The organism is Nostoc sp. (genome assembly GCF_036919615.1).
In the GTDB taxonomy this organism is placed as follows: domain Bacteria; phylum Cyanobacteriota; class Cyanobacteriia; order Cyanobacteriales; family Nostocaceae; genus Nostoc.
This window is the reverse complement of record NZ_JBALCN010000041.1, coordinates 71,673-97,647: the sequence shown is the minus strand read 5'-3', so window position 1 is coordinate 97,647 and position 25,975 is coordinate 71,673. Positions and strand designations below refer to the sequence as shown.

At 42.5% G+C, this 25,975-nt stretch carries 18 protein-coding genes; 11 read left to right on the top strand and 7 right to left on the bottom strand.

Annotated elements, in window-relative coordinates:
• Nucleotides 1-622: 622 nt before the first annotated feature.
• Nucleotides 623-2,434 carry a translation elongation factor 4 gene (gene lepA, locus V7K48_RS13090; protein ID WP_335073026.1) on the bottom strand — a complete coding sequence of 604 codons (1,812 nt, stop codon included), beginning with the start codon at nucleotides 2,432-2,434 and terminating at the stop codon, nucleotides 623-625.
• A 533-nt stretch (nucleotides 2,435-2,967) separates the two neighbouring features.
• Here lepA and V7K48_RS13085 point away from each other — a divergent pair.
• From V7K48_RS13085 to V7K48_RS13055, 7 genes are all read left to right on the top strand, one after another.
• A complete protein-coding gene (locus tag V7K48_RS13085; protein ID WP_012408258.1) occupies nucleotides 2,968-3,204 on the top strand; it encodes a hypothetical protein in 237 nt (78 codons plus the stop codon).
• Between the two features lie 173 nt (nucleotides 3,205-3,377).
• Entirely contained in the window at nucleotides 3,378-5,141 is a 1,764-nt protein-coding gene (locus V7K48_RS13080; RefSeq protein ID WP_335073024.1) for a sensor histidine kinase, read from the top strand.
• Between the two features lie 618 nt (nucleotides 5,142-5,759).
• A complete protein-coding gene (locus V7K48_RS13075; protein ID WP_012408256.1) occupies nucleotides 5,760-5,990 on the top strand; it encodes a NifU family protein in 231 nt (76 codons plus the stop codon).
• A 78-nt stretch (nucleotides 5,991-6,068) separates the two neighbouring features.
• Nucleotides 6,069-8,303, top strand: coding sequence for a glycoside hydrolase (locus V7K48_RS13070; RefSeq protein WP_335073022.1), 2,235 nt, complete (start codon nucleotides 6,069-6,071; stop codon nucleotides 8,301-8,303).
• A 264-nt stretch (nucleotides 8,304-8,567) separates the two neighbouring features.
• Nucleotides 8,568-9,620 (top strand): serine/threonine-protein kinase, encoded by a 1,053-nt coding sequence (locus V7K48_RS13065; protein WP_335073241.1) that lies wholly within the window; start codon nucleotides 8,568-8,570, stop codon nucleotides 9,618-9,620.
• A gap of 447 nt (nucleotides 9,621-10,067) precedes the next feature.
• Nucleotides 10,068-12,104: a serine/threonine-protein kinase gene (locus V7K48_RS13060; RefSeq protein WP_335073020.1), complete on the top strand. Its 2,037-nt coding sequence runs from the start codon at nucleotides 10,068-10,070 to the stop codon at nucleotides 12,102-12,104.
• 423 nt (nucleotides 12,105-12,527) lie between these two features.
• Complete coding sequence (locus tag V7K48_RS13055) at nucleotides 12,528-12,899, top strand: VOC family protein (RefSeq protein ID WP_335073019.1); 372 nt, start codon at nucleotides 12,528-12,530, stop codon at nucleotides 12,897-12,899.
• 308 nt (nucleotides 12,900-13,207) lie between these two features.
• On the opposite strand, the gene V7K48_RS13050 is transcribed toward V7K48_RS13055, so the two are convergent.
• Complete coding sequence (locus V7K48_RS13050; RefSeq protein WP_335073017.1) at nucleotides 13,208-14,431, bottom strand: peptidase; 1,224 nt, start codon at nucleotides 14,429-14,431, stop codon at nucleotides 13,208-13,210.
• Between the two features lie 484 nt (nucleotides 14,432-14,915).
• Here V7K48_RS13050 and V7K48_RS13045 point away from each other — a divergent pair, with 484 nt between their 5' ends.
• Together V7K48_RS13045 and V7K48_RS13040 are read left to right on the top strand one after the other, a co-directional pair.
• Nucleotides 14,916-16,973 (top strand): serine/threonine-protein kinase, encoded by a 2,058-nt coding sequence (locus tag V7K48_RS13045; RefSeq protein ID WP_335073015.1) that lies wholly within the window; start codon nucleotides 14,916-14,918, stop codon nucleotides 16,971-16,973.
• 655 nt (nucleotides 16,974-17,628) lie between these two features.
• Nucleotides 17,629-17,925: a WGxxGxxG family protein gene (locus V7K48_RS13040; RefSeq protein ID WP_335073010.1), complete on the top strand. Its 297-nt coding sequence runs from the start codon at nucleotides 17,629-17,631 to the stop codon at nucleotides 17,923-17,925.
• A 339-nt stretch (nucleotides 17,926-18,264) separates the two neighbouring features.
• Here V7K48_RS13040 and V7K48_RS13035 read toward each other — a convergent pair whose 3' ends face one another.
• On the bottom strand, nucleotides 18,265-19,860 hold the full coding sequence (locus tag V7K48_RS13035) for a serine/threonine protein kinase (RefSeq protein WP_335073239.1): 1,596 nt from the start codon (nucleotides 19,858-19,860) through the stop codon (nucleotides 18,265-18,267).
• A gap of 347 nt (nucleotides 19,861-20,207) precedes the next feature.
• Here V7K48_RS13035 and V7K48_RS13030 point away from each other — a divergent pair, with 347 nt between their 5' ends.
• Nucleotides 20,208-20,543: a DUF2887 domain-containing protein gene (locus V7K48_RS13030; protein WP_335073237.1), complete on the top strand. Its 336-nt coding sequence runs from the start codon at nucleotides 20,208-20,210 to the stop codon at nucleotides 20,541-20,543.
• 25 nt (nucleotides 20,544-20,568) lie between these two features.
• On the opposite strand, the gene V7K48_RS13025 is transcribed toward V7K48_RS13030, so the two are convergent.
• Both V7K48_RS13025 and V7K48_RS13020 read right to left on the bottom strand, forming a co-directional pair.
• A complete protein-coding gene (locus V7K48_RS13025) occupies nucleotides 20,569-21,939 on the bottom strand; it encodes a Rid family detoxifying hydrolase (RefSeq protein WP_335073008.1) in 1,371 nt (456 codons plus the stop codon).
• A 111-nt stretch (nucleotides 21,940-22,050) separates the two neighbouring features.
• A complete protein-coding gene (locus V7K48_RS13020; protein ID WP_335073006.1) occupies nucleotides 22,051-22,482 on the bottom strand; it encodes an NUDIX hydrolase in 432 nt (143 codons plus the stop codon).
• A 190-nt stretch (nucleotides 22,483-22,672) separates the two neighbouring features.
• On the opposite strand from V7K48_RS13020, the gene malQ reads away from it, so the two are divergent.
• Nucleotides 22,673-24,181 carry a 4-alpha-glucanotransferase gene (gene malQ, locus V7K48_RS13015; RefSeq protein WP_335073004.1) on the top strand — a complete coding sequence of 503 codons (1,509 nt, stop codon included), beginning with the start codon at nucleotides 22,673-22,675 and terminating at the stop codon, nucleotides 24,179-24,181.
• A 74-nt stretch (nucleotides 24,182-24,255) separates the two neighbouring features.
• Here malQ and V7K48_RS13010 read toward each other — a convergent pair whose 3' ends face one another.
• Both V7K48_RS13010 and V7K48_RS13005 read right to left on the bottom strand, forming a co-directional pair.
• Nucleotides 24,256-25,068 (bottom strand): helix-turn-helix domain-containing protein, encoded by an 813-nt coding sequence (locus tag V7K48_RS13010; RefSeq protein ID WP_335073002.1) that lies wholly within the window; start codon nucleotides 25,066-25,068, stop codon nucleotides 24,256-24,258.
• Nucleotides 25,043-25,855, bottom strand: a complete 813-nt coding sequence (locus tag V7K48_RS13005) for a pseudouridine synthase (RefSeq protein ID WP_335073000.1) — start codon at nucleotides 25,853-25,855, stop codon at nucleotides 25,043-25,045. Before V7K48_RS13005 ends, V7K48_RS13010 begins: the two co-directional genes overlap by 26 nt.
• Nucleotides 25,856-25,975: the final 120 nt, after the last annotated feature.

The window sequence follows — 25,975 nt, the reverse complement described above, 5'->3', positions numbered from 1 at the left end:
AGTGCTTGATACTCGTGGACAACAAACTTTCAAAACTCTCTGCATTTGGGTGCCTCTGCGTGAAACTTAAAACTCTGCTATAGTGATTCCCATTCCAATACCGCGTAGGTTTTGCCTAAAAAATAAAAATGTGTCGGTTGGGTTGAGGAACGTAGCAAGATCCCGCAGGGTAACCCAACCTTTTCCAGGGTTTGTTAGGTGACACGAATGTTCAACCCAACCTACAAATATTTTTAACCGAGCAGTATTGATTCCCATTCAGATGCGGTACAACATTATATTGCGAGGTGTAGGGGCACGGCACTGCCCATTGGTGTCAACTTAAGCTAAAACTCCTTTAAAACCTCGTTTCCAGCCAGAGGCTGAAAATGTATCTCATAGCGGCTCTGCCGCAAGTCTTGAGGCGGAGCCTCTCATTTAGGCATTCCCAGTCAGAGACTCTTGACGAGACAAAAGAGACAACCTCTAAAAGCTTGTTTTAGAGAGGCTTTTGCCTTAAGTTTACACCAATGTCCCCCTTCCCTTGTAGGGAAGGGGGCTGGGGGTTAGGTCTTTTATATTTTTTTAGGATGAGATGTCGCCACAAGCAGCTAATAGTCTCTCAGGATTAAGCACTTTTAAATCAGCTTTGATCCAAGCGTAGTACTGCCATAAAGGCTTCCTGGGGTACGTCCACTGTACCTACAGATTTCATCCGCTTTTTACCTTTTGCTTGCTTCTGTAATAGTTTTTTCTTCCGGCTGATGTCACCACCGTAGCACTTGGCTAGCACATCTTTCCGCAAAGCAGGGATGTGTTCGCTGGCAATAACTTTACTGCCAATAGACGCTTGAATTGGCACTTTGAATTGATGGCGAGGAATCAGTTCCTTGAGTTTTTCTGCCATTGACCGCCCAACGTTGTAAGCTTTATCCCGATGCACAATCATCGCCAAGGAATCCACGGGATCGCCGTTAATCATGATATCTAGCTTCACCAGAGGATTTTCACGGTAGCCAATGAGATGATATTCCATACTGGCGTAACCGCGCGATCGCGACTTCATCTGGTCAAAAAAGTCAGTCACAACTTCCGCCAAGGGGAGTTCGTAAGTGAGGGTGGTTCGTCCTTGGGTAAGATATTTCATATCTTTGAAAACGCCACGGCGATTTTGTGACAACTCCATCAAGCTGCCGACATAGGTTTCCGGGGTAATCATCTCTACTTGGACGTAGGGTTCTTCAATTTTTTCGCGATCATTGTGAGAAGGTAAGCGGCTGGGATTATCGATGTACAGTTCCTCACCTTTTAGAGTGATTACCTTATAAACCACCGAGGGGGCTGTAATGATTAAATCTAGGTTATACTCTCTCTCTAGGCGTTCTTGGACAATTTCCATGTGCAGCAAACCCAAGAACCCGCAACGGAAACCAAACCCCATCGCGCTAGAAGTTTCTGGTTCGTAGTGCAGCGCTGCATCGTTGAGTTCGAGCTTTTCCAAGGCTTCTCGCAAGTCTTCAAATTGGTCAGCATCAATGGGAAACATCCCACAATAAACCATCGGCTTCGCTTCTGCATAACCTGGTAAGGGTGCCTCTGCTTTCGCCTTACTGAGGGTAATTGTGTCTCCTACCCGGGCATCAGCTACAGCTCTAATTGCCGCTCCCAAATAGCCTACTTCTCCAGCGTGCAGTTCTTCAACTTGCTTTTGAGTGGGAGAAAGGACGCCTAGTTCATCAATTTCAAATTCTTTACCAGATGCCATTAAATGGATGCGATCGCCTTTTTTAACGGTGCCATCCATCACCCGGAAATATACAATTACTCCCCGGTAACTGTCGTAATAGCTATCAAAAATTAACGCTCGTAAGCGTTCATTTATCGTATTCGGCGGTGGCGGTATCCGCTCGACAACTGCTTCTAAAATTTCATCAATACCAATTCCTTCTTTAGCAGAGGCCAAAATTGCACCACTGCAATCTAGACCGATAATTTCTTCAATTTCGCCAATTACCCGTTCTGGTTCAGATCCTGGCAAATCAATTTTATTCAAAACCGGGATAATTTCCAGGTTATTCTCTAAGGCTAAATATACATTTGCCAAAGTTTGCGCCTCCACACCTTGGGAAGCATCTACTACTAACAATGCCCCTTCACAAGCAACAAGAGAGCGGGAAACTTCATAAGAGAAATCCACATGTCCCGGAGTATCAATCAAGTTCAGCACATACTGCTGACCATCCTTAGCTGTGTAGTTCATCCGGGCAGCTTGCAGCTTAATTGTAATGCCGCGCTCCCGTTCTAGATCCATATTGTCGAGAAACTGTTCCTTCATCTGTCGGTCTTCAACAGTGCCAGTAGCTTGCAACAAGCGATCGGCGAGGGTTGATTTCCCGTGGTCGATGTGAGCAATAATACAAAAATTGCGAATGCGAACTGCGGGAACGTCAGTCATATACTATCTTTGCCTTAGCAGCAACCAAAGTTAAAAGAGCAATTTACTTAATGTATTTTAATGCTTTCTTAGCCAAGACGCTCCTGGCTTTTAGTGCTGAGTGGGGAGTTAGGAGTTAAGAGTTAGGAGTTAGGAGTTATTTATTCTCTCCCTGCCTCCCTACCCCTCTTTACCCCATCTTTAACTTTTGATCAAAATAGGTGGACTTTTAAGAATATTATGAAAGTCTATTTGTCGTTGCTAGTATTCAACAGCTAGGAGCGTACAATAAATGTAAATAAGTACATGTGGGGATCATGGGTAATTACCACCAGTAATCGTCCAAAATCACTGATTTATCGGCAAAACTTCTAAAGCCATTGTCTAGTCAGTTATATGAAGAATGCTATTTGAAACTTAAAGCCTGTTACTTTGGTGCTATTTCAGGGAACTATGTAACTGTGCCCTTGAAGATTTTCAGTGAATTAGCCCAAATGATGAATATAACTACTTTACAAAGCTTTAGACAAAACCAATTCAGAGTATATAAACCTATGAATATGCAAGAAAAAACTACCGAAGCGGAAAATACACGAGCCGATAAGGTAGAAATTGCTGTCCGCCTAGACTCGGAGTTACTAGAGCAAATTCAGCATCTCACCAATGACCCAAGTAAAGTGATTGAGGTGGCGATTCGCCAGTGGTTGCGGGGTGAAATCCTCAGAGATGATGAATTGACGCGTACGCCTGTGCGTACCCCCGTTCCTCCTCGCGGTGAATGGAACGATTGACCCCATCACTCAACTGTCAGTGTAAGTTAAAAAAAATGAAATTTGCCAATCTGGATTTCAAAACAACAAGAAATACACAATAAAAAACGAAATAGCTGTAAAAATTTATGCAAAAATTTAAGCAGCTTTAGTAAAATCACGGTCGGATACCCTTTGTCTATCCAACTCAATTAATGACTATTACTGCCAAATCCCAATTGCCGAATGTATTTTCCCCAAATCTGGAATCTATTACCAGTAAGACTGATGGCTCATTACCAACTCTAGGAGCCGAGTTGGTGTATACGCAAGATGGGGCAGGGCGCTATCTGACCTTTTATTGGCAGCACAGCGAACTCTTGGGGTTAAATACTGAAAAAATAGTTGACGAGCTAAACCAGACCCAAACCTTTGCCGCAGTGGATAAGGTTACTTATTTTGAACGATTGCACCGAATTTTGACAAGTTTGGTGCCAGAAAGGTTTCAATGTTGGTTTAGCTACCACCAGGAATTATTTGAGTTGGACTTAGTGATTAGTCCGATTATGCCGAGTTTGGGTACTACTGCCACTACAGTTTTAGTGATGGGACGGTTAGTCCAAGCTACACTCAACAAAAAACAAGTACGTGTGGCATCAAAAACGCCCACACAAATAGAGTTGGCAATACGATCACAGCAACATCAAAAACTGGTAAATCGAATTACCAGAAATATTCGCCGGACATTGGATTTAGATATTATTTGGCAGCAAACAGTTGATAGTTTGGGGAAAGCACTGCGGCTAGAGCGCTGTATTATTTGTCCTTATCAGCCTTCAAGCTCAAAAGTGAAAGTGAAAGCCGAGTATCACCAGCCAGAACTCAAATCAATGCTTGGGTCAGAAATATATATAGCTTCTGAGCCTGCCTTTGCTCAGGTCTTGGCGACCCTAGAACCAGTTATAATGGAAGTGCCTGGATACACGGAGTCTAGGCGGCAGAAAACTTTGGTGGTTGCAACTTGCTATCAAGACCAGCCGAATGGATTGGTTGCCTTGAATTGGCAGGATGAATGCTACACATTAACAGAATCGGAATTAGAACTGGCAAAAGAAGCAGCAGATCAATTGGGAACTGCGATCGCACATGCTACTTTATATAAAGAATTAGAAGCAGCGCGTCAAAAAGCTGAAGAAGCTTCCCGCCTCAAAAGCGAGTTTCTGGCGAATGTATCTCATGAAATTCGTACCCCTCTTAACGGCATGATTGGCTTTTTGAAGCTGATTTTAGAAGGGATGGCAGATGACCCAGAAGAACAAAACCAATTTTTGGCAGAAGCTCACCACTTATCGATACATCTGCTGAATATCATCAATGATATTTTGGATATTGCCAAAATCGAAGCTGGTAAAATGGATTTAGTTTACGCTCCAGTCAAGCTAGATGAGCTATTCAGTGATGTAGAAAGTTTCATGCGTCCCCAAGCAGAAATGCGAAGCCTCAGTTTCCGGATGCAAATGCCTGCTACCTCCGATGAAATCATCGTCCAAAGTAACTATCAACGGTTGCTACAAGTTATGCTCAATTTGGTAGGTAACGCCACCAAATTTACCCATGAGGGTGGCGTTACCGTCAGCGCCGATTTAGTACTCAAAAAGGCGAATTTTCAAGATCAGCAATTTCCTGGCATGGTGAGAGTCCGTGTGGCAGATACTGGCATCGGTGTTTCTTTGGACAAACAAGATAAACTGTTTCAATTATTCTCTCAAGTGGATGGCTCCCGCACTCGCCACTACGGTGGTACAGGTTTAGGACTGGCAATATCCCAGAAGCTAGTGGAGGCAATGGGCGGCGAGGTACATTTTTATAGTCTGGGCGAAGGACTTGGCTCAACAGTCACATTTACAGTGCCACTATATCAACAACCAGTCATGGTTTCATCTACTGATAGCGATTCAACAGATAGTGTTGAGTGCTGATTCAGGATACTTGGCAATATTAGATTTTGAGTTTTTAACTTTAAGTTTTTTGAGCAATTATTATTTAATAACTAAATTAGAAATTGGGAAGAATTCCGTCCCTAGCCACCAGAATTGTCTAATTTTAGATTTGGTTGAGGAACAAAACACAACAAACACCTAAATGTTGGCTTTAGCTTTGCTCTACTCAACCTACGTAAAATAGATTTTTGACCCCTTTTTACGCAAAGGTGTACTTAGAAGCATCAGATCCTGTCTTCCGCCATACTGCAAAGCAGAACCTAAAGGCTAGAGTAAAGTAGGAGGTTCACATGAAAACAATGTTTCAGCTAATCTAATATCAAGTTGCTAAAACCAGCAGTGGTTTAGTCAAAAGTCATTAAAAGCTGACATCTGACAAGCTAGCGGCAATTAGATTTAGGATCGATTAGACAAAGCTGGAAAAGAAAATTTTGGATAATGGTTAATGAGTAATGGCTTATAGGGTACAGGGATCATTATTAGTCAATGCCCCATGCCCCATGCCCAATACAACCCTTAGAGAGGCTACGCCAACGACGCCGCTCAGTACAAGTGCCCAATGCCCCATACCCATCATTAACTTAGCAGGTCAAAACTATGGAACTCACAATTGATAACGTTGAAACAGTCTTAGATGAAATGCGCCCTTATCTCATGTCTGATGGCGGCAATGTGGAACTCGTAGAACTTGATGGGCCTGTTGTAAAACTGCGGTTGCAAGGTGCCTGTGGTTCTTGTCCCAGTTCTGCAATGACCCTGAGAATGGGTATTGAGCGCCGCCTCAAGGAAATGATTCCTGAAATTGCAGAAATTGAGCAAGTGGTGTAAAAGTTAGGAGTTAGGAGTTAGGAGTTATGAGTTTTGAATCAACTCCTAACTCCTCATTCTTAACTCCTAACTATTCTTATGTCCCATCCTCTCTACATTGCTTTTATCTGGCATCAACATCAGCCGCTGTACAAATCTCCTGGCAGCGGCGTTTCGCTATCTCTGAGTCAGCAGTACCGTCTACCTTGGGTACGTTTACATGGGACTAAAGATTATTTAGATTTGGTATTGCTCTTAGAGCGCCATCCTAAGTTGCACCAAACGGTAAATTTAGTTCCATCGCTGATATTACAACTGGAAGATTATATTGCTGGCACTGCTTTTGACCCTTATCTCACAGCCAGCTTGACACCAGATGAACAACTCAACCAGCAACAGCGGGAATTTATTATCCAACACTTTTTCGATGCCAATCACCATACCCTGATTGACCCTCATCCCCGCTATGCCGAGTTGTACCAGCAAAGACAGGAGAAGGGGCAAGCTTGGTGTTTGGCAAATTGGGAATTGCCAGATTATGGTGATTTGCTAGCTTGGCACAATTTGGCTTGGATCGATCCGCTGTTTTGGGATGACCCGGAAATTGCTGCTTGGTTAAAACAGGGTCGGAATTTTACTTTAAGCGATCGCCAGCGGATTTATTCCAAACAGCGAGAAATCCTCAGCCGGATTATCCCTCAACATCGAAAAATGCAGGAGACGGGGCAGCTAGAAGTTACCACCACGCCTTACACTCACCCGATTTTGCCGTTGCTAGCTGATACGAACTCTGGTCGGGTAGCTGTGCCCAATATGACACTACCTCAGCAGCGGTTTCAGTGGGCGGAAGATATTCCCCGCCACTTACGAAAAGCTTGGAACTTTTATAAAGAGCGCTTTGGACAGATACCTCGTGGTTTGTGGCCTTCGGAACAGTCAGTCAGTCCAGCGGTACTTCCACATATTATTAACCAAGGATTTAAGTGGATATGCTCAGATGAAGCGGTCTTAGGATGGACGCTGAAACAGTTTTTTCATCGGGATGGGGCGGGGAATGTGCAGCAACCAGAACTGTTGTACCAACCGTATCGCCTGCAAACCGCAGAGGGCGACTTGTCAATTGTGTTTCGTGACCACAGATTATCAGATTTGATTGGCTTTACCTACAGTGCGATGCCAGCAAAACAGGCAGCAGCAGATTTAGTGGGACATTTGCAAGCGATCGCTAAAATGCAAAGAGACAGTCAAAGTGAACAACCTTGGCTAGTTACCATCGCCTTGGATGGGGAAAATTGCTGGGAATTTTATCCCCAAGATGGCAAACCCTTCCTAGAAGCTTTGTATCAAAGTTTGAGCGATGAACCCCGCCTCAAACTCGTTACCGTCTCCGAATTTCTCGAAGAATTTCCAGCCACAGCCACTATTCCTGGAGGGCAACTACATAGCGGTTCTTGGGTGGATGGCAATTTCACCACTTGGATTGGCGATCCTGCCAAAAATCGTGCTTGGGATTATCTGACAGAAGCCAGGAATCTGTTGGCAAGTCATCCGGAAGCGACGGAAGAAAATAACCCAGAAGCATGGGAAGCATTGTATGCCGCAGAGGGTTCCGACTGGTTCTGGTGGTTTGGTGCAGGACACTCCTCAAATCAGGATGCCATCTTTGACAGGTTGTTTCGAGAACATCTGTTTGGCATTTATAAGGCATTAAATGAACCTGTACCGCCCTATCTCAAGCAACCAGTGGAAATCCACGAAGCACAGACAAATCACACCCCACAAGGGTTTATTCATCCGATCATCGATGGGAAGGGTGATGAACAAGACTGGGACAAAGCTGGACGCATAGAAATCGGCGGGGCGCGAGGGACGATGCACAATAGCAGTGTCATCCAGCGACTTTGGTATGGGCTGGATCACCTGAATTTTTATTTACGGCTGGACTTTAAAAGTGGTGCTGCACCAGGGCAGGATTTGCCAGCAGAGTTGAATTTGCTGTGGTTTTATCCAGAAAAAACAATGGTCAATAGCCCAGTTCCCTTGGTAGATGTACCAGATGCAGCCCCACTTAATTACCTTTTCCACCATCTTCTGGAAATTAACTTGCTGACACAATCGATTCAGTTTCGGGAAGCTGGAAACAATTATCAATGGCATCCCCGTTTCAGTCGCGCTCAAGTAGCAATAAATAGTTGTTTAGAGTTGGCAGTGCCGTGGGCAGACTTGCAAGTTCCGCCAGATTATCCGCTGCGCCTGATTTTAGTGCTTGCAGATGAGGGGCGTTTTTGCAACTACTTGCCAGAAAATGCTCTGATTCCGATTGAGGTGCCTTAGAACTCAATACCCTTAGTGTTATACAATTTCACTCACAAAATACCTAGTAGGGGCGTATAGATGTACGCCCCTACACCAGATTAATCTGTGGCAAAGATTTTTATATTCATATTTAAGCTTTATTGTCAATACGTAAAATCGACATAGATTTATTTTTACTTTTTGAAATAGTTTAATGATTTGGCAAAGTTACAGTAATTTTACTGCCACAAAGAAATAATTATCGTAAAATTAGAGACATTTCAAAGCAGAAATTCTATGCTAATGAATCGCTTTTATCAGAAAATAACGAATTCTCAAGAGAGCATTTCACAGCAAACTCAACTTGGTAAGATGTGTGGTTCCAAGCAGCTATTTCGCGATCGCTATGAAATATTGCAAATTTTGGGTCGAGGTGGTTTTGGGATCACGTTTTTAGCCAAAAATACAGTATTACCTGGAAATCCCCTGTGTGTCATTAAACAGCTTTGTCCGAAAGTGACTAATCCTCAAAGTTGGCAAAGGGCATGTATGCGCTTTGAAAAAGAAGCAAAAACTTTGGGTCAACTCGGAAGTCATTCGCAAATTCCCATGCTATTAGACTACTTTCAGGCAAATGGGGAGTTTTTTTTAATTCAAGAATACGTGCCAGGTTTGACTTTGGCACGAGAAGTGCGGCAAACTGGGCCCAAAAGTGAAGCCTCAGTTAAACAGTTTTTACAGGAATTATTACCTGTATTACAGTATCTTCATCAACATCATGTGATTCATCGGGATATTAAACCCCAGAATTTATTGCGGTGTGAGTATGACGGGCGGGTAGTGCTGATTGATTTTGGTGCGGTGAAAGAGCAATTAGTTAACGTTTGTGAAAACTCAATCAATCAAGCTGCAAACACCAACTTTATCGGGACTAGGGGATTTGCACCACCAGAACAGTTTTCTCTACGTCCAGTTTATGCCAGTGATATTTATGCACTGGGTGTAACTTGTATTTATATGTTGACTGCTAAAAGTCCTTTAGAATTTGAGTACGACGCGAATACTGGTGAGATATGCTGGCAAAAAGAGGTAAATATTAGCAACCGTTTCGCCCAGATTTTAGGAAAAATGGTGAAAATTACATTAACTGATCGGTTTAAGACTGCCGATGAGGTGATGAAAGCTTTAGGTAATCAAAGCAATTTGCCTACTTTGGCTAACTGTCTAACTACCCAAAAATTAAATAATAAAAGTATTACACAAGACAAAAATTCTCACGAAACTCCTGATGTATATATACCACCTATCGCCAGAACTGCTACTGCTATTCGGAAATGGAGAGCAAGGCTAAAGTAAACGAGGTCGTAAAGCTAAGTTGAAGCCTAATTAGTCCAAAGTATCAAATGAACAATTAATCATGCACAATTTAAAATATCAAAAACAAATTTAGTAAGCATTGTGACTAGAAAATCTAGTCAGTAATGATTGATTAAAGAGAGTTTTTCTTTAATACTTAGTCACTTGTCGCTTGCCAATATACAAGCAAAATTACTAAGACTGGCACATCAAAAAAAATTTCTATTCAGATTATTATATAATCGATAGAATAATTAATCTTATGGCTCTCGTAGTTTTCCCCAGAGGAGGAAAACTGATTACTATTTACAAACGCTAACTATATTAAGTAATTCCCCAATCCCCATAACAGGGTTTTCTACCACAAGTAAGCGAGAGTCAATTTTCTTAAGGGAAAGTTCGGGGCAAACTTAGCCTAAGTTGTCATGCAGTCGCGCCTGTCAGATCATGATCTGCTGCTTAAATCCCGATTGCTCAAATCCCCTGAATCCCAATGGAAAGAAGTTTTGCCAAAGTTGTAGCACCCCATTGGTGTCACTTTTAAGAAATCGCTTCCGTGTCATCCGAGTCCTTTCAGATGAGGGGGGATTTGGCAGAACCTATCTATCAGAAGATGTAGATAAACTCAATGAACGCTGTGTTATCAAGCAATTAGCTCCAAAATTCCAAGGAACTTGGTCGCAAAAAAAGGCGATGGAGTTGTTTGCTGAAGAAGCGCAGCGACTACAAGACCTTGGAGAACATCCCCAAATTCCGACTTTGCTAGCTTATTTTGAGCAAGAGGGTTGCCTATATTTAGTGCAGCAGTTTATCAATGGAGAGAATTTGTTAAAGGAGTTGCAACAGCACAAGGTGTATAATGCTAGGGAAATTCAATCTATTTTGCTAGACTTACTACCCATCCTGAAATTTATCCACGATCGCAAAGTCATTCATCGGGATATCAAGCCAGAAAATATTATCCGCCATAAAAGTGATGGGCGATTAAGCCTGATTGATTTTGGTTCCTCAAAGCAATTCACCGCAAAAGTTCAGCAGAAATCTGGTACATCCATTGGTTCACATGGTTATTCCCCCTTAGAACAGATTAGAGATGGTAAAGCTTTCCCCGCCAGTGACTTGTTCGGTTTGGGGGCTACCTGCTTTCATCTGCTAACAGGAAATTCGCCCTTTCAGTTGTGGATGGAATCTGGGTACGCCTGGGTGAGTAATTGGCGGGAATATTTGCGGAGTCCATTAAATCCTGAGTTGGATTTTGTGATCGATAAGCTTTTGAAAAAAGACATTCAAGAACGTTACCAGTCAGCGGATGAAGTCCTCAGAGACTTGACTCCAAAACAACTCCTCGCACTGCCACCAGCAGGGAAGTCATCTGGGAAAATACCACCAACTAAAGCCCCATATTTACCAAAAAGTTATCCCTTACTGAGAACTTTAATTTTAATAAGTGCTTTCATTCTGTTGTTCGGCTTCCAAGAATCTTGGTATAAACATTTTCGCCAGATCCAGATGAGTTTGGTCTCTAGGCTGAGTCAGCACAATAGCCCTGGCAAAAATGACGCACTTTTAGGGCAACCGTCAAAGATTACTTTGGGGGAGGTTTCCTTAGCTAATACCCTCCAAGGACATGAAAACTCAGTTTTATCCGTCGCCATCAGTCCTGATGGCAAAACCATTGCTAGCAGTGGCGACGATCACAAAATCAAACTTTGGAATCTCGCAACCGGAAAACAAATCTCTTCACTCAACGGGCATTCTCAGCAGGTAAATGTCGTGGTGATCAGCCCAGATGGCAAAACTCTGGTTAGTGCCAGTGATGACAACACCATCAAAATCTGGAATCTGGCAACGCGAAAACAAATTCGCACTCTTACAGGGCATTCTGACTTAGTTCATGCCTTAGCTATCAGCGCTGATAGCCAAACTTTGGTTACTGGCAGTGATGACAACACTATTAAAATATGGGATTTAGCAACAGGAGAGCAAATTCGGACACTAGCAGGGCATACATTCTGGGTGCGGTCAGTGGCTATCAGCCCCGATGGCGTGCTTCTTGCCAGTGGCAGTTTTGACAAGACTATCAAAATCTGGAATCTCACAAAGGGATACTCAATCCGCACACTAGAAGGAAATTCTCAAACAGTAACAACTGTAGCTATCAGCCCAGATGGTAAAACTTTAGCCAGTGCTAGCCGCGATCGCACTATCAAACTTTGGGATCTAATTAGGGGAAAAGAAATTCGCACCCTAGCCGGACATGCTAACACTGTCACATCCGTAGCCTTCAGTGCCGATGGTAAAATTCTTGCTAGTGGTAGCCGCGATCGCACCATCAAACTGTGGAATCCAGCCACAGGAGAGGAAATTCTCACATTAGCGGGGCACACCAACACTGTGACATCCGTCGCCTTCAGTCCTGATGGCAAGACCCTTGTCAGTGGTAGTGAGGACAATACTATTAAGATTTGGCGGTTGTCTCAGTGAAAACCTCTCCTCTGGTAGAGGAGAGAGGTGATATCAAATCCATCGAACTCACTTTAATCCAAAATCGAATATGAATCAGCATAGGGCGCTCATTAAGGATAAGGAATTGACTAAAAATAAACTTTTATATTATTTGAGATAGAAAGCTTATATATACTAGGAACTATCTCATCTATCCGCGTGAAGTTAACATTGATACACGCAAACACTACATTTTTTTGGTTTATTTTTTGACTTTATTCTCAGTACAAATGTTTCAAAGGAAGAATTACTCAACTAAAACAAGAAGATTGATTTGGGATGAATTTTCATGATCTGCGTCTAAATATCAAACTACTGTTTAACGATAGGTTTACAGTATTTTGTTGCAAAAAAAGTTGATAATAGCTATATTGCAAATGTTTTGGATTAGCACAGTAGATTATGACATTGAAAAACAGCTTTGGTGAATATAGTTTTGTCAGTAAAGTAGACGTTACTAATCTGGAAGCTAGTGTCGAGTGGTACAAGGATAAACTCGGTTTAGTTCCTGAATCAAAATATGACACGCCTAACTGGAGACAGTTTAGTATCCCTGATATTGGGCGCTTTGCAATTGGACTGAACTTAAGTAACTCAGTTAAAACAGGTAGTGCTGTTAGTACCTTTGTTGTAGACAATATAGTTGCCGCTCGTCAAAACCTTATTGAAAAAGGAGTTGAAGTTGGACCCATTACAGACGTAGGTCACGGAGTTCAATTGTCTGTGTTCAAGGATATTGACGGAAACTTGTTGGGGCTTCGACAAAATCCGTAGTCTTAACTATTAAGCTGGTGAAATTAGGGAGTTAGGCAGTAACTGAACTCATGTTACTACCTAATCCCCAAGGTATGTATCTAGCCCTCTAAGCTCCACCCAAAGCACGACAAGGGAGTATCCCAATTTTGCTACCTTTAACTCTCTTACCCCACCCCCAGCCCCTCTCCCATGTTTGGAAGAGGGGAGAAATTTCTCTTCTCCCATGCTTGGGAGAAGGGGTTAAGGGATGAGGGCTATCAAGGTTTTTGCACATTTGGAATGCTCCCCCACGACAATAAAGCGGTAGTTTTAAGTAACATCAATTATTAGAAGATAGTCAATCTGTATTTACCGTGTTCCTGTGGATTCTTGGAAGTAACAACTATATAGTAAGTATCATTTTCAGGCAACCTAGCTCGGTCAATTAAAGCACTGTACCCACCATCTTTGTCTTTGTCTTTAACTATAGCGATCGTCTTTCCTTGAGAATTTAGCAAAGCTACGTAAGGAGAAAATTCTTCATCTACACTATCTACACGAATACTTACAAGCTGGTTTTTTCTCCCTTGAAAATTAGAAACATTGTAAGCGCCTCCATTTTGTTTAAGGGTTGAGCTTTTGGCAGTTAGTTGACCTGATTCATCTAAAGTATAGCTAGCTCTGTCATTCCTCAGAGCCAGACTATAGCGACCTATCTCTCCAGGATCTTGGCTAGTAACTGCAATCTTGTAAGTGCCATTCTTCGGCAGTCGCGCAAAAATGAATGCATCATCGCCATCACTGCTTTTTTCCAAAGTGCCTTTTTTGATGATGATATTATTATCAGGATCGTGCAGAAACAACAAGGGTTTTAAACTCAAGTTATTTGTTTTGCGTGTATCATTACTACCAATCAACCTAATTTGGACTAATTGATTCTCTCTGCCCTCAAAGTGATAGAAATGAAAATATCTACCTTGAGATTGAAAGTCACGCTTACTCAGAATACCTAATGCAACATCTACAAAGTTAATTTCCTTGAAAGTAGGTGTCACAGACTTATAAACCTGTGAATCGTCAAGATTTTGGTTGCCACGTCTACCTGAGCTATAATTCGAGTTGCGAACTCTGCCTGAATTTGAAGATACATTTGAGTTATAATTTCTCCGTCTAGATGCTCTAGAAGGAGAATCATCATTGGAACTATTGCTTGCTTGGGTAGAGTTTCTCCGTCTGGATGATCTAGAAGGAGAATCATCATTGGAACTATTGCTTGCTTGGTTAGAGTTACCTGTGTTAGAAGATACACTATCCTGTATTGGTGACTCAATAGATGTCTTCCGTCTCGGAGATACTGACGCTTGAGAAGCAGGAATTTGCTCAATTGCTTTTTCTACTGCTTCTGGTTGTCTCTCATCTGGTGATTTGGCAATTATGAAGTCTTGATAACTTTGAGGTTTTCCCAAAGCACTTATAGGTAGCACATTACTTGTGATCAACAAATTACTACTCAAGCAATAAATTAAAATGCTACTTAATTTGCGACGATAGCTGTTGTTTTCTACTAGCATAATTACGCTCCTAATTTTGCTGATGATTTTGTATTTAATAGGTAGAGGAATTTTTAGTCTAAAAATTTATATTCAAATTTAGACTATTAGTACAATGTGGCGTCAGTTTGTCTACCTCTAATAAGGGGCTTAATCAATTGTCTGGTTTGAGATGGTAGCTGGATTTTAGCCAACCTGTACTAGAATAAATGTCAATTTTGTAGGTATATACTGAGCTACAAGCTAAAATTACTGCTTTTCGGATTTGTGCCCAGATATTTTTGCGAAATTAAGTGAAATGCTGCTGGACTAGTTGACACCCATCAATTCGTCAAAATGTATCGCTTAAGCACAACTTCCTCCAAGTTCTTTAAATTGTTCAATACCTGATGAGGTAAGTAAATTGGGGATTTGTATGGGATCTCAGTGATATTGACTAACAAGAGAGATTATACTGCATGACTTAAAATGAATATATACTCCAACATGGAAATGGATTCCCAGTATGCTCTGTTGTGTGAATCCCGATTGCCAAAAACCTCTAAATCCTGATAAAAACACCTATTGCTACAGTTGTAAAGCCCAATTGATACCCCTGCTGGGAGGTCGCTATCATCCCACTCAGGTGTTGTCAGATGAGGGCGGATTTGGTAGAACTTATCTGGCAAAAGATGTACACAAACTAAATGAATGCTGTGTTGTCAAGCAATTTGCACCAAAACTTCAGGGAACTGGGGCACTAGCAAAGGCCATTGAGCTATTTAAACAAGAAGCCAGCAGACTGCAAGAACTTGCAGAACATCCGCAAATTCCAACTTTATTGGCTTATTTTGAGCAAAATAGCTATCTATTTTTGGTACAGCAGTTTGTCGATGGGCAAAACTTGTTTAAGGAATGGGAGAGGCGGGGAAACTATAGCGAAACAGAGATTCGCGAACTTTTGCTAGATTTACTGCCCGTGTTGAAGTTTATCCATGTACGGGGAGTGATTCATCGGGATATCAAACCACAAAATATTATTCGCCGTCAAAGTGACGGGCGATTAGTGCTAATTGATTTTGGGGCCTCCAAGCAGCTGACGGCAACAGTGCAGACTAAAATGGGCACTGTTATTGGCTCACATGGTTACACTGCACTTGAACAGATGCAATATGGAAAAGCTTACCCAGCTAGTGATTTATTCAGCTTGGGGGCGACTTGTTTTCATTTACTGACTGGGGTTCGCCCATCTCAACTGTGGATACAGCAGGGCTATAGTTGGGTTGCATCTTGGCGACAATATTTGATCAGTTCAGATAGGAATGAAGTTTCTGTATCTATAGAGTTAGGTGAAGTTTTGGATAAGCTGTTGCAATTAGACATCCAAAAGCGTTATGAATCAGCTGATGAAGTCATCGCTGACTTGACACCTCGGCTACCACCATTGCCATCAGTACCTCCAACTATACTTACACCAAAATTTCCAGCTACCCCAGTAAATAAAGAGTCCGTTTCACAAAAACCAAATAACAAGCTAAAAAATCAACTGCTTTTAGGTACTAGCATTTTAGTGATGGGATTGGGGGGAGTTTGGTATTTACAGTTTCGCCCCCATAAAAGCGAGTTTTCTCAGCCTATTTCTCAGCCTATTAAGCCCAAAAAAAGCGTCTCGGAAAATCCTTTTATTCCCAAATCTCTCAAGGGGCATTCCAGCGATGTCAATTCTGTTGCTTTCAGTCCTGATGGCAAAACTCTTGCCAGTGGTAGTGATGATCAGACAATTAAGCTATGGAATCTGGCAAGTGGACAGGAAATCCATACTTTAGAAGGACATTCGAATTGGATTTGGACTGTAGCCTTCAGTCCTGATGGCAAAACACTTGCTAGTGGTAGTGCGGATAAGACAATCAAACTGTGGAATCTGGAGACAGGAAAGTTAATCCGCACCTTACAGGGACATAGCGACGGAGTTAGTTCCGTAGCTTTCAGTCCTGATGGCAAAACTCTTGCCAGTGGCGGCGCTAGTAAGGACATGAAAATCAAACTGTGGAATCTAGAGACAGGAAAGTTAATCCGCACCTTAGAGGGACATACCAATGGTGTTGTATCTGTAGTTTTCAGTCCTGATCGCAAAACCCTTGCCAGCGGTAGCTGGGACAAGACAATTAAATTATGGAATCTGGAGACAGGAAAGTTAATCCGCAGCTTGCAGGGAAATACTGGGCCGATTCTTTCGGTTGCTTTTGCTCCCGATGGTGTCACCTTTGCCAGCGGCAGTAAAGACAAAACAATTAAATTGTGGAATCTGAAAACAGGAAAGTTAATCCATACCCTAAAGGGACATAATGATAAGGTTAATTCTGTCGCCTTTTTGCGAAACCCAACTTCAAATGGTGTCACCCTTGTTAGTGGTAGTAGTGACAAGACAATTAAACTGTGGAATCCGGTAACAGGAAAGCAAATCCGCACTTTAGAGACGGATTCTGGATATATTTATGCCATTGCCATCAGCCCAGATGGACAAACTATTGCTGCTGGTGGGAGTGGTGAGAACATTCTGAAGATTTGGCAGATGAGTCATTGAAAAAGTGCGGAAATTTTTGCAGCAATTGACAGATAACGCAATAGCGATTTTACTAGAAATGTTAATTGTGAATTGTGGGTATACACATTTATAGCATGAAAGTCTCACGCAAAGATGTAAAGGAAAACCTATAAAATCATCCCGCATTTATTTATGCAATACTTTAATTATGAAGCGCACCTCTGACCATAATCACTGTATTAGACATCTAGTGAAATTAAATATGCGTTATCCAGAACCCTTGTAGAGAGGCGTTAGCGCAGTGGGACGTTCGCGCAGCGTCTCGTAGATAACCCCAGTCCAATTTAGCGTCTCTACATTCTTTTCCAGAGATGTCTATTTTATAAATCAAAGGCGATCGCTTGGGAAATATTGTCTTCAATTATCAATATCAGTCATATCTGAAGACGTAATTTTCGGTTTAAAAAGAAAAATTTTACCTTCTAGAATCAAGCGGCTTTTATGCAGTCGGCGACTTCAGTATTGCATTATTTGCCATGCATAGTAATTTCTTGTACGCCAAAATGCTTATTTACTCGTTCACAAATGCAACTTTAAGCGGATTTATATTTGCAGCTAAAGATTGATGCTGGCGCTGTCAAAATTTAATAAGCTTTGACTATTACTTACAGCAATTCAATTGAGGAATGCGATCGTGAAAGGCTTTAATCTCTCCAAAATTTTGGGAAGTAGTGTTCTAGCTCTAAGTTTAGCTACCTTGCCCACAGTTTTGCCCGCTTCTGCTCAGACAACAACCACTCCTGATGCTACTGTTACAAATACTACTACAGACCGTACTGCTACCGACAGAAATTATCGGGATGGTGATTGGGGTTTACTGGGCTTGCTTGGTTTGTTTGGTCTGTTTGGTCGTAAGAGCCGCAAAGCCGATACTATAGCTTATGGTGATTCTAATGTGGCAGGCTCCCCTGGCTCCCGTTCTAACTATTAATAATGAGTTGCGTTCTAATTTGGCGTAAGTTCTAAAGATAATTACGGATAAAGCCTGCCGATGCAGGCTTTGTTTTTATGTTTACATATCTCCAACCCTTAGGGAGTGAGGGCGTGCCGAGTTTAACTGGTTGAATTGTTAATTAGGATTTCCTAAAAATAAAATCGCACTGCAAATTTAGCTTGATCAGCTTTGCAGGTAGTTGTTTTTGTAAAAACTGCATGGCTCTGGGGATAGGAACGATTACTTGAATATGCCAGCCCAATATCTGTTTATCGATAAGCATCTGCTCACCAAAATCCCAAATTAAAAATCTAAAATTGACTAATTATTATCATCTTAGAGATTTTCCTTGGATTGCTGATCATTTTGGGGTTGACTATTAGTCGGGGAATTTTGCTTTTCCAGTGTTGGTACTACTACAGCAGAAGGATCTGACTGTTTGGATTCTAGTGGTGGCGCTGCTGGTATGACTACAGAATTTGATGGATTTACATGTTGAAGGGAGGTAGAATCTCGACTAGAAGCGGGTAAATTATTTTGTAGCAATGGTGGGGGGGAGGCTTTACGAGATGACCTGATCGCCCGTAGTTTCTCCACTAGCGAGGGTGTGGGAGAAACGCTATGTAAAGGTTTGGAATCACCGCGTTGCAATTCTCCTGTCGGGCTGCTGCTGGAAGATTCTTCTTGGGAAGAACGACGACTGCGCCTGCGCTGCTTAGAATTAAAGACAGGTGCTGATTCGGTTCTTGAGGTAGTGTTAGTCTCTTCACCCGGAGGTGAAGATGTACTATCGAAGCTAGGTATTTTCGTTGCTGGATCTTGAGTTGGCTGTTCAAAAAGCGGCTTTGTGGTTGGCTGCTGAGATTTGGGTAACATGCTCGTAATCCCAAAACCTGCTGTAGCAGCAACTAGGGCTACACTTATACCAATAAATACCTTAAATGACCCCAGTTTTTTAGCCAGTACATTTTCGTTAGCGATGCCTGGATTGGGCTGCGCCAACGCAGATGGTCTATGAATACGATTTTGGACAGTTTTCCCAATTAAAGTTGCTGCTTGCTGGGCAGATAAATTGACAGTTGGCACTGCGTAAGTGCCTGAGGCTTGCGGTGTCACATTCACCCCATTTTCAGGTAGCAGTTGTAACCACTCAGCAACTGTCGCTGGCCGAAAACGAGACTCCACCGCCATACCGCGCATTACCGCTTGGTTGACAGCAGCACTCAAGTGTGGTTGCAGTTCGCGGGGGGTAGGCATTTGCTCGCGATCGCGCAATAATGCTGGTATGGGAACTTGGGCAGTCAACAGTGCATACAAGGTTGCAGCTAAACCATAAACATCTGTGGCGGGAGTGCGCGGTGCTTGCGTCAGATACTGCTCAATTGGAGAATAGCCCTCAGAAACCAGACCCGTGTGAGTCTGCCTGACACCGCCATTAAATTCCCTAGCAATGCCAAAATCAATCAGTACTACTTCCTGTGTTCCAAGGCGTTGGATAATATTATCTGGTTTGACATCCCGATGTAGCAAACCATTATTATGTACTACCTGCAAGGCTGCCCCAATTTGCCAGATGTAATGAATTGCTGTCGCTTCTGGTATTGGTATCCCTGGTAATACAAAAGCATCTCCCAAGGTTTCGCCAGGAATGTATTCCATCACCATGTAGGGCAGTCCAGCTTCAATAAAAAAGTCACTGACTCGGACTATATTTGGGTGAATACACGTAGCTAATCGTCTGGCTTCATCTTGGAATTGGCGCTCGAATTTCGTAAAATCAGGATGTTGTCGCAGCCGTTCATTGATGGTTTTCATCACCACCTCCTGACCCAAGTAGCGATGGGTAGCTTTAAAGGTAATACCAAAGCCACCCCGCCCGATTTCTTGAATTAGGGTATATTTTCCATCCTGCAAAATTGTGCCTGCTAACATAGAGAGTCCTGAGTCTTGAGTGAGCAGATAACTAGCGAGTTCTGAGTCTTGAGGGATTTCCAAAAAATTTTCCCATATTTTATATAGGGTAGGGTTTTTGCCTGTCTATTTTACGGGATAATTTAGTTCTTAGAATTCCCGAAGTGGGAAAAACCTCCCCAATCATCGCAACAGTTTTATCTTTATAGGATAACGCGGGAGTCAAAAAATCCTGAATTAGGAAACAGGCTCAATTTGTCTCTCACGTCCGTGATCTTAGGGAGGAAGTACGACTTGACACCTACTTGCTACAATGCCAAAGAGCAATTCACTTACTTGGCTCTAAAATACCAATTCAGTAATCTTTAATAGTTAATAATCAGTATATTTCAGATATTTTAGTAAAACACGACACCATTTATTACCAAATCTTTAAGCGATTTCCTTGGTTTATTTTTGAACTCGTTGATTACCGGACTGAACAGACGCAGAACTATCGATTTGAGTCCGTTGAGGTGAAAAAAACCGCCTTTCGGATTGATGGGGTCTTTTTACCTCCAGAGGGTATGACACCCAGAATTATCTTTTTTGCAGAAGTTCAATTTCAGAAAGATGAAGCTCTTTATCGTCTCTTCTTTACTGAGTTGATGATGTATTTGAATCGGAATCAGTCTCAATACGATGACTTCAAATGTAACCGTTAAAATTTTGCTTATTGATACGTTCCTTTTAACCGCTAATCACAGCGATCGCATCAATTTCTACCAACACATCTTTAGGTAAGCGCGATACCTGAACACAAGCCCGGGCCGGGGCTGTATCTTCAGGAAAATATTTAGCATAAATAGCATTCACTGCCGCAAAATCATTCATATCAGTTAGAAATACAGTGGTTTTCACCACATCTTGAAAAGTCGCACCAGATGCTGTGAGGATGGCTTCAAGATTAGCTAAAACCTGCTCGGTTTGCTTTTTGACATCATCAGTGTAGACGACATCACCAAGGCGGGAATCAATGGCAATTTGTCCAGCGATGAATACAAATTGACCTGAAGCTGCGATCGCTTGATTATAAGGGCCCACTGGTGCGGGTGCGTTATCAGTATTAATTACTTTACGAGTCATAGATATTACTTTCTCTAACGATGTTTCCTGTTTACCGATTTCCGCTTCGGAAGCGATCGGCTTGTAAACTTCTCCATCTGGCATTATCGCACCAGTTAGGTCAGCATCTTTAAAGGTTGCTCCATAGATATTTGCTCCAGTTAAATTTGCCTTCTTCAGATTTGCCTCGTTCAGATTCGCGTTCATCAAATCTACTTTTTGCAGTTCTGCTTTTTCTAAATTTGCCCTTTTCAGGCAAGCTTTTCTAAAATTTACACCTATGAGATTTGCTGCACCTAAATCAGCCTCAGCTAGATTCATACCAGACAAATCCTTTTGCGGCCAATTAACACCCCCAATCGTGGCTCCCTGGAAATTAGTGTTTTTGAGTATCACATGAGTTAAATATGCTTGACTCAAATCAGCTTTAAACAAGTTAGCCTCAGTTAAATTAGCATTAGTAAGGTCAGATCTAGCGATTTTTGTCTCATTCAAAGATGCTTTGGTTAAGTTTGCAGAGCTGAGTGCAACGTAGCTCAAATTGGCGTTATCTAAGTTGGTATTACTAAAGTTAACGCTATTCAAGTTTGCTCCACTCAAATTGGCATTATCTAGGTTAGCGTTACTGAAATTAGCGCTATTTAGGGTTGCTTTACTCAAGTTGGCATTATCTAAGTTAGCGTTACTGAAATTAGCGCTATTTAGGGTTGCTTTACTCAAGTCAGCACTACTCAAATCTGCCCAACTCAAATTTAAATTAGAACTTTCTACCAAACCACTTAAGTTTATGCTTGTCAGAGATGCCCTAGTAAGATTTGTACTGTAAAGTATTGCTTTGCTAAGGTTTGCATCATTCAAATCTGCTCCTGTCAAATCTGCACTTGTTAGGTCTATCCCACTCAGATTTGCACCTTTGAGGTCTACTCCTCTCAAATTTTCTGAATGAAACTTCCGTTGTCCTGCGGCGTATTTCTCCAACAGTGTCTTAGCGTCCATAATGCACCTTTAAATACTACTGACACAGTATAATCACAAAAACTTTGTGTCACAGGTATTCTTCTCCCCCTGTTCTCTCTGCGCTCTTTGCGCCTCTGCGGTTCGTCCCTCTTACCCCAACCTCGGACGTATCCCATAATGCCGATATCGCCAATAATCCTGCAAAATGCGATCGTGGTCAAAACATAAATTACCAGGCACACGCCAAGACTCAAAAATGCCTATACCCTTAGCATCATCCCCAGCTACCGATTCACCCGTCGCTGTCGCCAAAAACACAATGCTAATCGTATGCTGACGCGGATCGCGATCGGGGTTAGAATACACCAGTAATTGTTCAACTAATTCCACCTGCAAACCCGTTTCTTCCTCAGCTTCCCGCTGGGCCGCCACTTCCACGGCTTCCCCATAATCCACAAAACCACCAGGAATAGCCCAACCTAAGGGTAGATTATGTCTTTCAATTAACACTATTGGCCGATGAGGTCGATCTACTAGTTCAATGATGATATCAACTGTTGGTGTAGGATTTCGGTAAGTCATGCAATTTTTGATTTTAGATTTTGGATTTTGGATTAATTCGGAATTGGACATTGAGCATGGGGCATTGCATTATGTTATTCCCCCCCAGTCCCTAATCCCCAATCCCTAATCCTTGCTATCGACAGCTTTCAAAGCTGAACGTAGCGTGATAGATTAATGCGATCGCTTCCTCTCATAATTCAGGTTAAATATGCCTTTTCCTAGATCAAGTGGCATTTTGCTGCATCCCACATCTTTTCCCAGTCGATTTGGCATTGGCGATTTAGGCTTAGAAGCCTATCGCTTCATCGATTTTCTCAAAGAAAGCCATCAACAATATTGGCAAGTTTTACCTTTGGGCCCCACTGCATACGGTAATTCCCCGTATATGTGCTACTCGGCAATGGCAGGAAATCCCCTGCTGATTAGCCCAGAAAAACTGCGAGATGAGGGTTTGCTAACAGATGAAGACTTTGCTAATTTACCAGCATTTCCGGAAGAAAAGGTAGATTTCAAGGAGGTTGTGCCGGTTAAAATTGGGCTACTCAAAAAAGCCTATGAACATTTTAGAGCCAATGCCACACCCATCCTACAAAAAGAGTTTGAAGGTTTTTGCGACAGCAAAGCCTATTGGCTAGATAATTACGCTTTATTTATGGCGTTGAAAGATGCCAACGAGAATGCAAACTGGCATACATGGCCGTCAGAACTTGTCAAGCGTGATCCACAAGCAATGGAGCAAGTACAGGAGCGGCTCAATGGAGAGATTTCTTATTACAAGTTTGTCCAATTTGAGTTTTTCCGCCAGTGGTCAGAGCTTAAAAGCTACGCCAATATGCGCGGTATTGACATTATCGGCGATATCCCCATCTACGTAGCTCATGATAGCGCTGATGTGTGGGCGCATCCCAACATCTTTTGTCTAGATGAACAGACAGGAGCTGCTGCCCAAATGGCAGGAGTCCCACCAGATTACTTTAGCGCCACCGGTCAATTGTGGGGCAACCCGGTTTACAACTGGGAGGAATTGCAAAAACAAGACTTTAAGTGGTGGGTACAGCGCTTTGAAGCAATGCTAGATTATGTAGATATAATTCGCATTGACCACTTCCGGGGCTTCGAGGCTTATTGGGCTGTGCCTCAAGGTGAAGAAACTGCCATGAATGGTAAATGGGTAGAAGCGCCTGGAGATGCTTTTTTTGAAGTGATTAGGCAAAAGTTGGGCAAGCTACCCGTCTTAGCAGAAGATTTGGGAGTAATTACACCAGGAGTAGAAGCGCTGCGAGATAAGTATGAATTTCCGGGGATGAAAATTTTGCAATTTGCCTTTGGTGCTGATGCCGCTAATCCATTTTTACCATTCAATTATCCGCGCAATGCTGTAGTTTATACCGGGACTCACGATAATGACACAACTTTAGGCTGGTTCGATACAGCTAGCGACCAGGAAAAGCAAAACTTGTTGCTTTATTTAGGTTCTATCAGTCCTGAAGGCATCCACTGGGATTTAATTCGCCTAGCTTTGAGTTCCATAGCCAACCAAGCGATTATTCCCTTGCAAGATATTTTGGGATTAGGGAACCAAGCGCGGATGAATTTTCCCAGTATTCCTGAGGGTAACTGGGAGTGGCGATATCAAACAGCAGCGTTGACACAGGAATTAGGCGATCGCTTGAAAGTTCTTACCGAACTAAATGGACGCGCCCCACAAGAACAGTGAGGCAGGGGGAGCAGGGGGAGCAGGGGAAGAAAGAATAACCAATGCCCAATGCCCAATGTCTCATACCCCATATTTCAAAATTTAGGCTTGGCTGCAATCCTAACTTCTTCCTCTTTCCCCGGCTCTCCCATTTCCTTAGCTTTCTGTTGATTGACGCTCATCAACACACCACCAGCATTATCAGTTTTCACTGTCAGTTGCTTTTGGGCTTTCCAAATCCGGTGAGTTCCCTCTGGCAGAATACCCTCAAACTCGGTTTTGCCATCGGCTACTATGCGAATCCAAGATGACGCTTTCAATGTGACACCAATCTGTACAGCCCGTCCCTGTTGGATGCCGCTGAGGGAATCGCTGACCGGTTGAACCTCCACTGACTCTTTTAGTTGGGCTATTTCTGGTTTAACGACAGATTTTTGTTTTGGAGATGGCTGGTTTTGATTATTACTTGCTTGTAGTACAGCGTTATTTAATAACTGAGATAAGCCATTTACAGAGCAGACAATTAGGAATATATAAAGAAAGTAAAGATGAATCGGACGTAGTTGACTAAGGGATGAACTATTTCCCATATCTTGGGGGTTAACTCGTGCAGAACTGATCGGAAAAGTGCCAGAAAATTCTACTCCATTCAAGCCTAGTGCTTCGGCAAATTGCCTGATTAAACCCTGAATATAGATTGGTTCTGGTAGATCGTTTAAATTACCTTCTTCGATCGCCTGCAATAATCGTCGGGGAATTCTGGTCAATACAACCACTTGCTCTAGAGATAGACCCTGTTCTTGACGCAATGCCCAAAGTTGAGCGCCCAATTCTGCCAACTTTTCGGCTCGTTCTTGCTCTAATGAAAGTGATGGCTGGTGATTATTCTTTTTTCTTAGCCATTTCATGCCTGCTGACACTCCTTAACTCCACTGAATCTTTAATAGGTTGTGTTATCTGCTCTTGCAAAAAGTGAATTTCATGATCTTTGAGGGAACGATATTTACCCTCTGACAAAAAAGGTTCTTTTGGAGTTTCTAATTGAATTGGGCCGATAGCAGTCCGATGCAGCTTGATTACTGGGTATCCTAACTGTTGGGCTATACGGCGAATTTGGCGATTTCTTCCCTCCTGCAAGACTATTTCTAAAAAGCTTTGCTCGGCACCACGTTCTATTAGGTGTACCTTAGCAGCCCTGGTTTTTCTACCCTCCAACATCACACCCTGACGCCACATTTGCAGTACTGCTTCTGGAGGATGTCCTTTGACCAAAACACGATATGTCTTGGAAATACTGTGGCGGGGATGGGTTAGTCCAAATGTCAGGTTTCCGTCATTTGTCAGGATTAATGCTCCTGTAGAGTCTGCATCTAGACGCCCAACTGGATGAATACCTGAACCCTCTCGTAATTCTTTCGGTAGTAGATCCAGGACTGTTGGTCTGCGATGAGGGTCGTAGCAAGTCGAAACCACTCCTGCTGGTTTGTGCAGCAATAGATATATTAAAGCCGGACGCTGCTTTTCGGATACAGGTTGACCATCCACAGCGATCGCATCTTTTTCGGGATCAACTTTTTGACCTAAATGTGCCAATACCCCATTGATCCGCACCCGTGAGTGCCTAATCATTTCTTCGGCTTCACGACGTGAGGCGATACCCCATTGAGCGAGAATTTTTTGTAACCGTACCTCCATGTGGAAATTGCTTATTTACTGTTAACAATTAAATGATATTTGCATTTTGTAGCGAGTAGCGGTAAATGTTACATTTAAGGCTTGTCCAAGTTCTGTTCGGTTGTTGAGCAAATACTCATA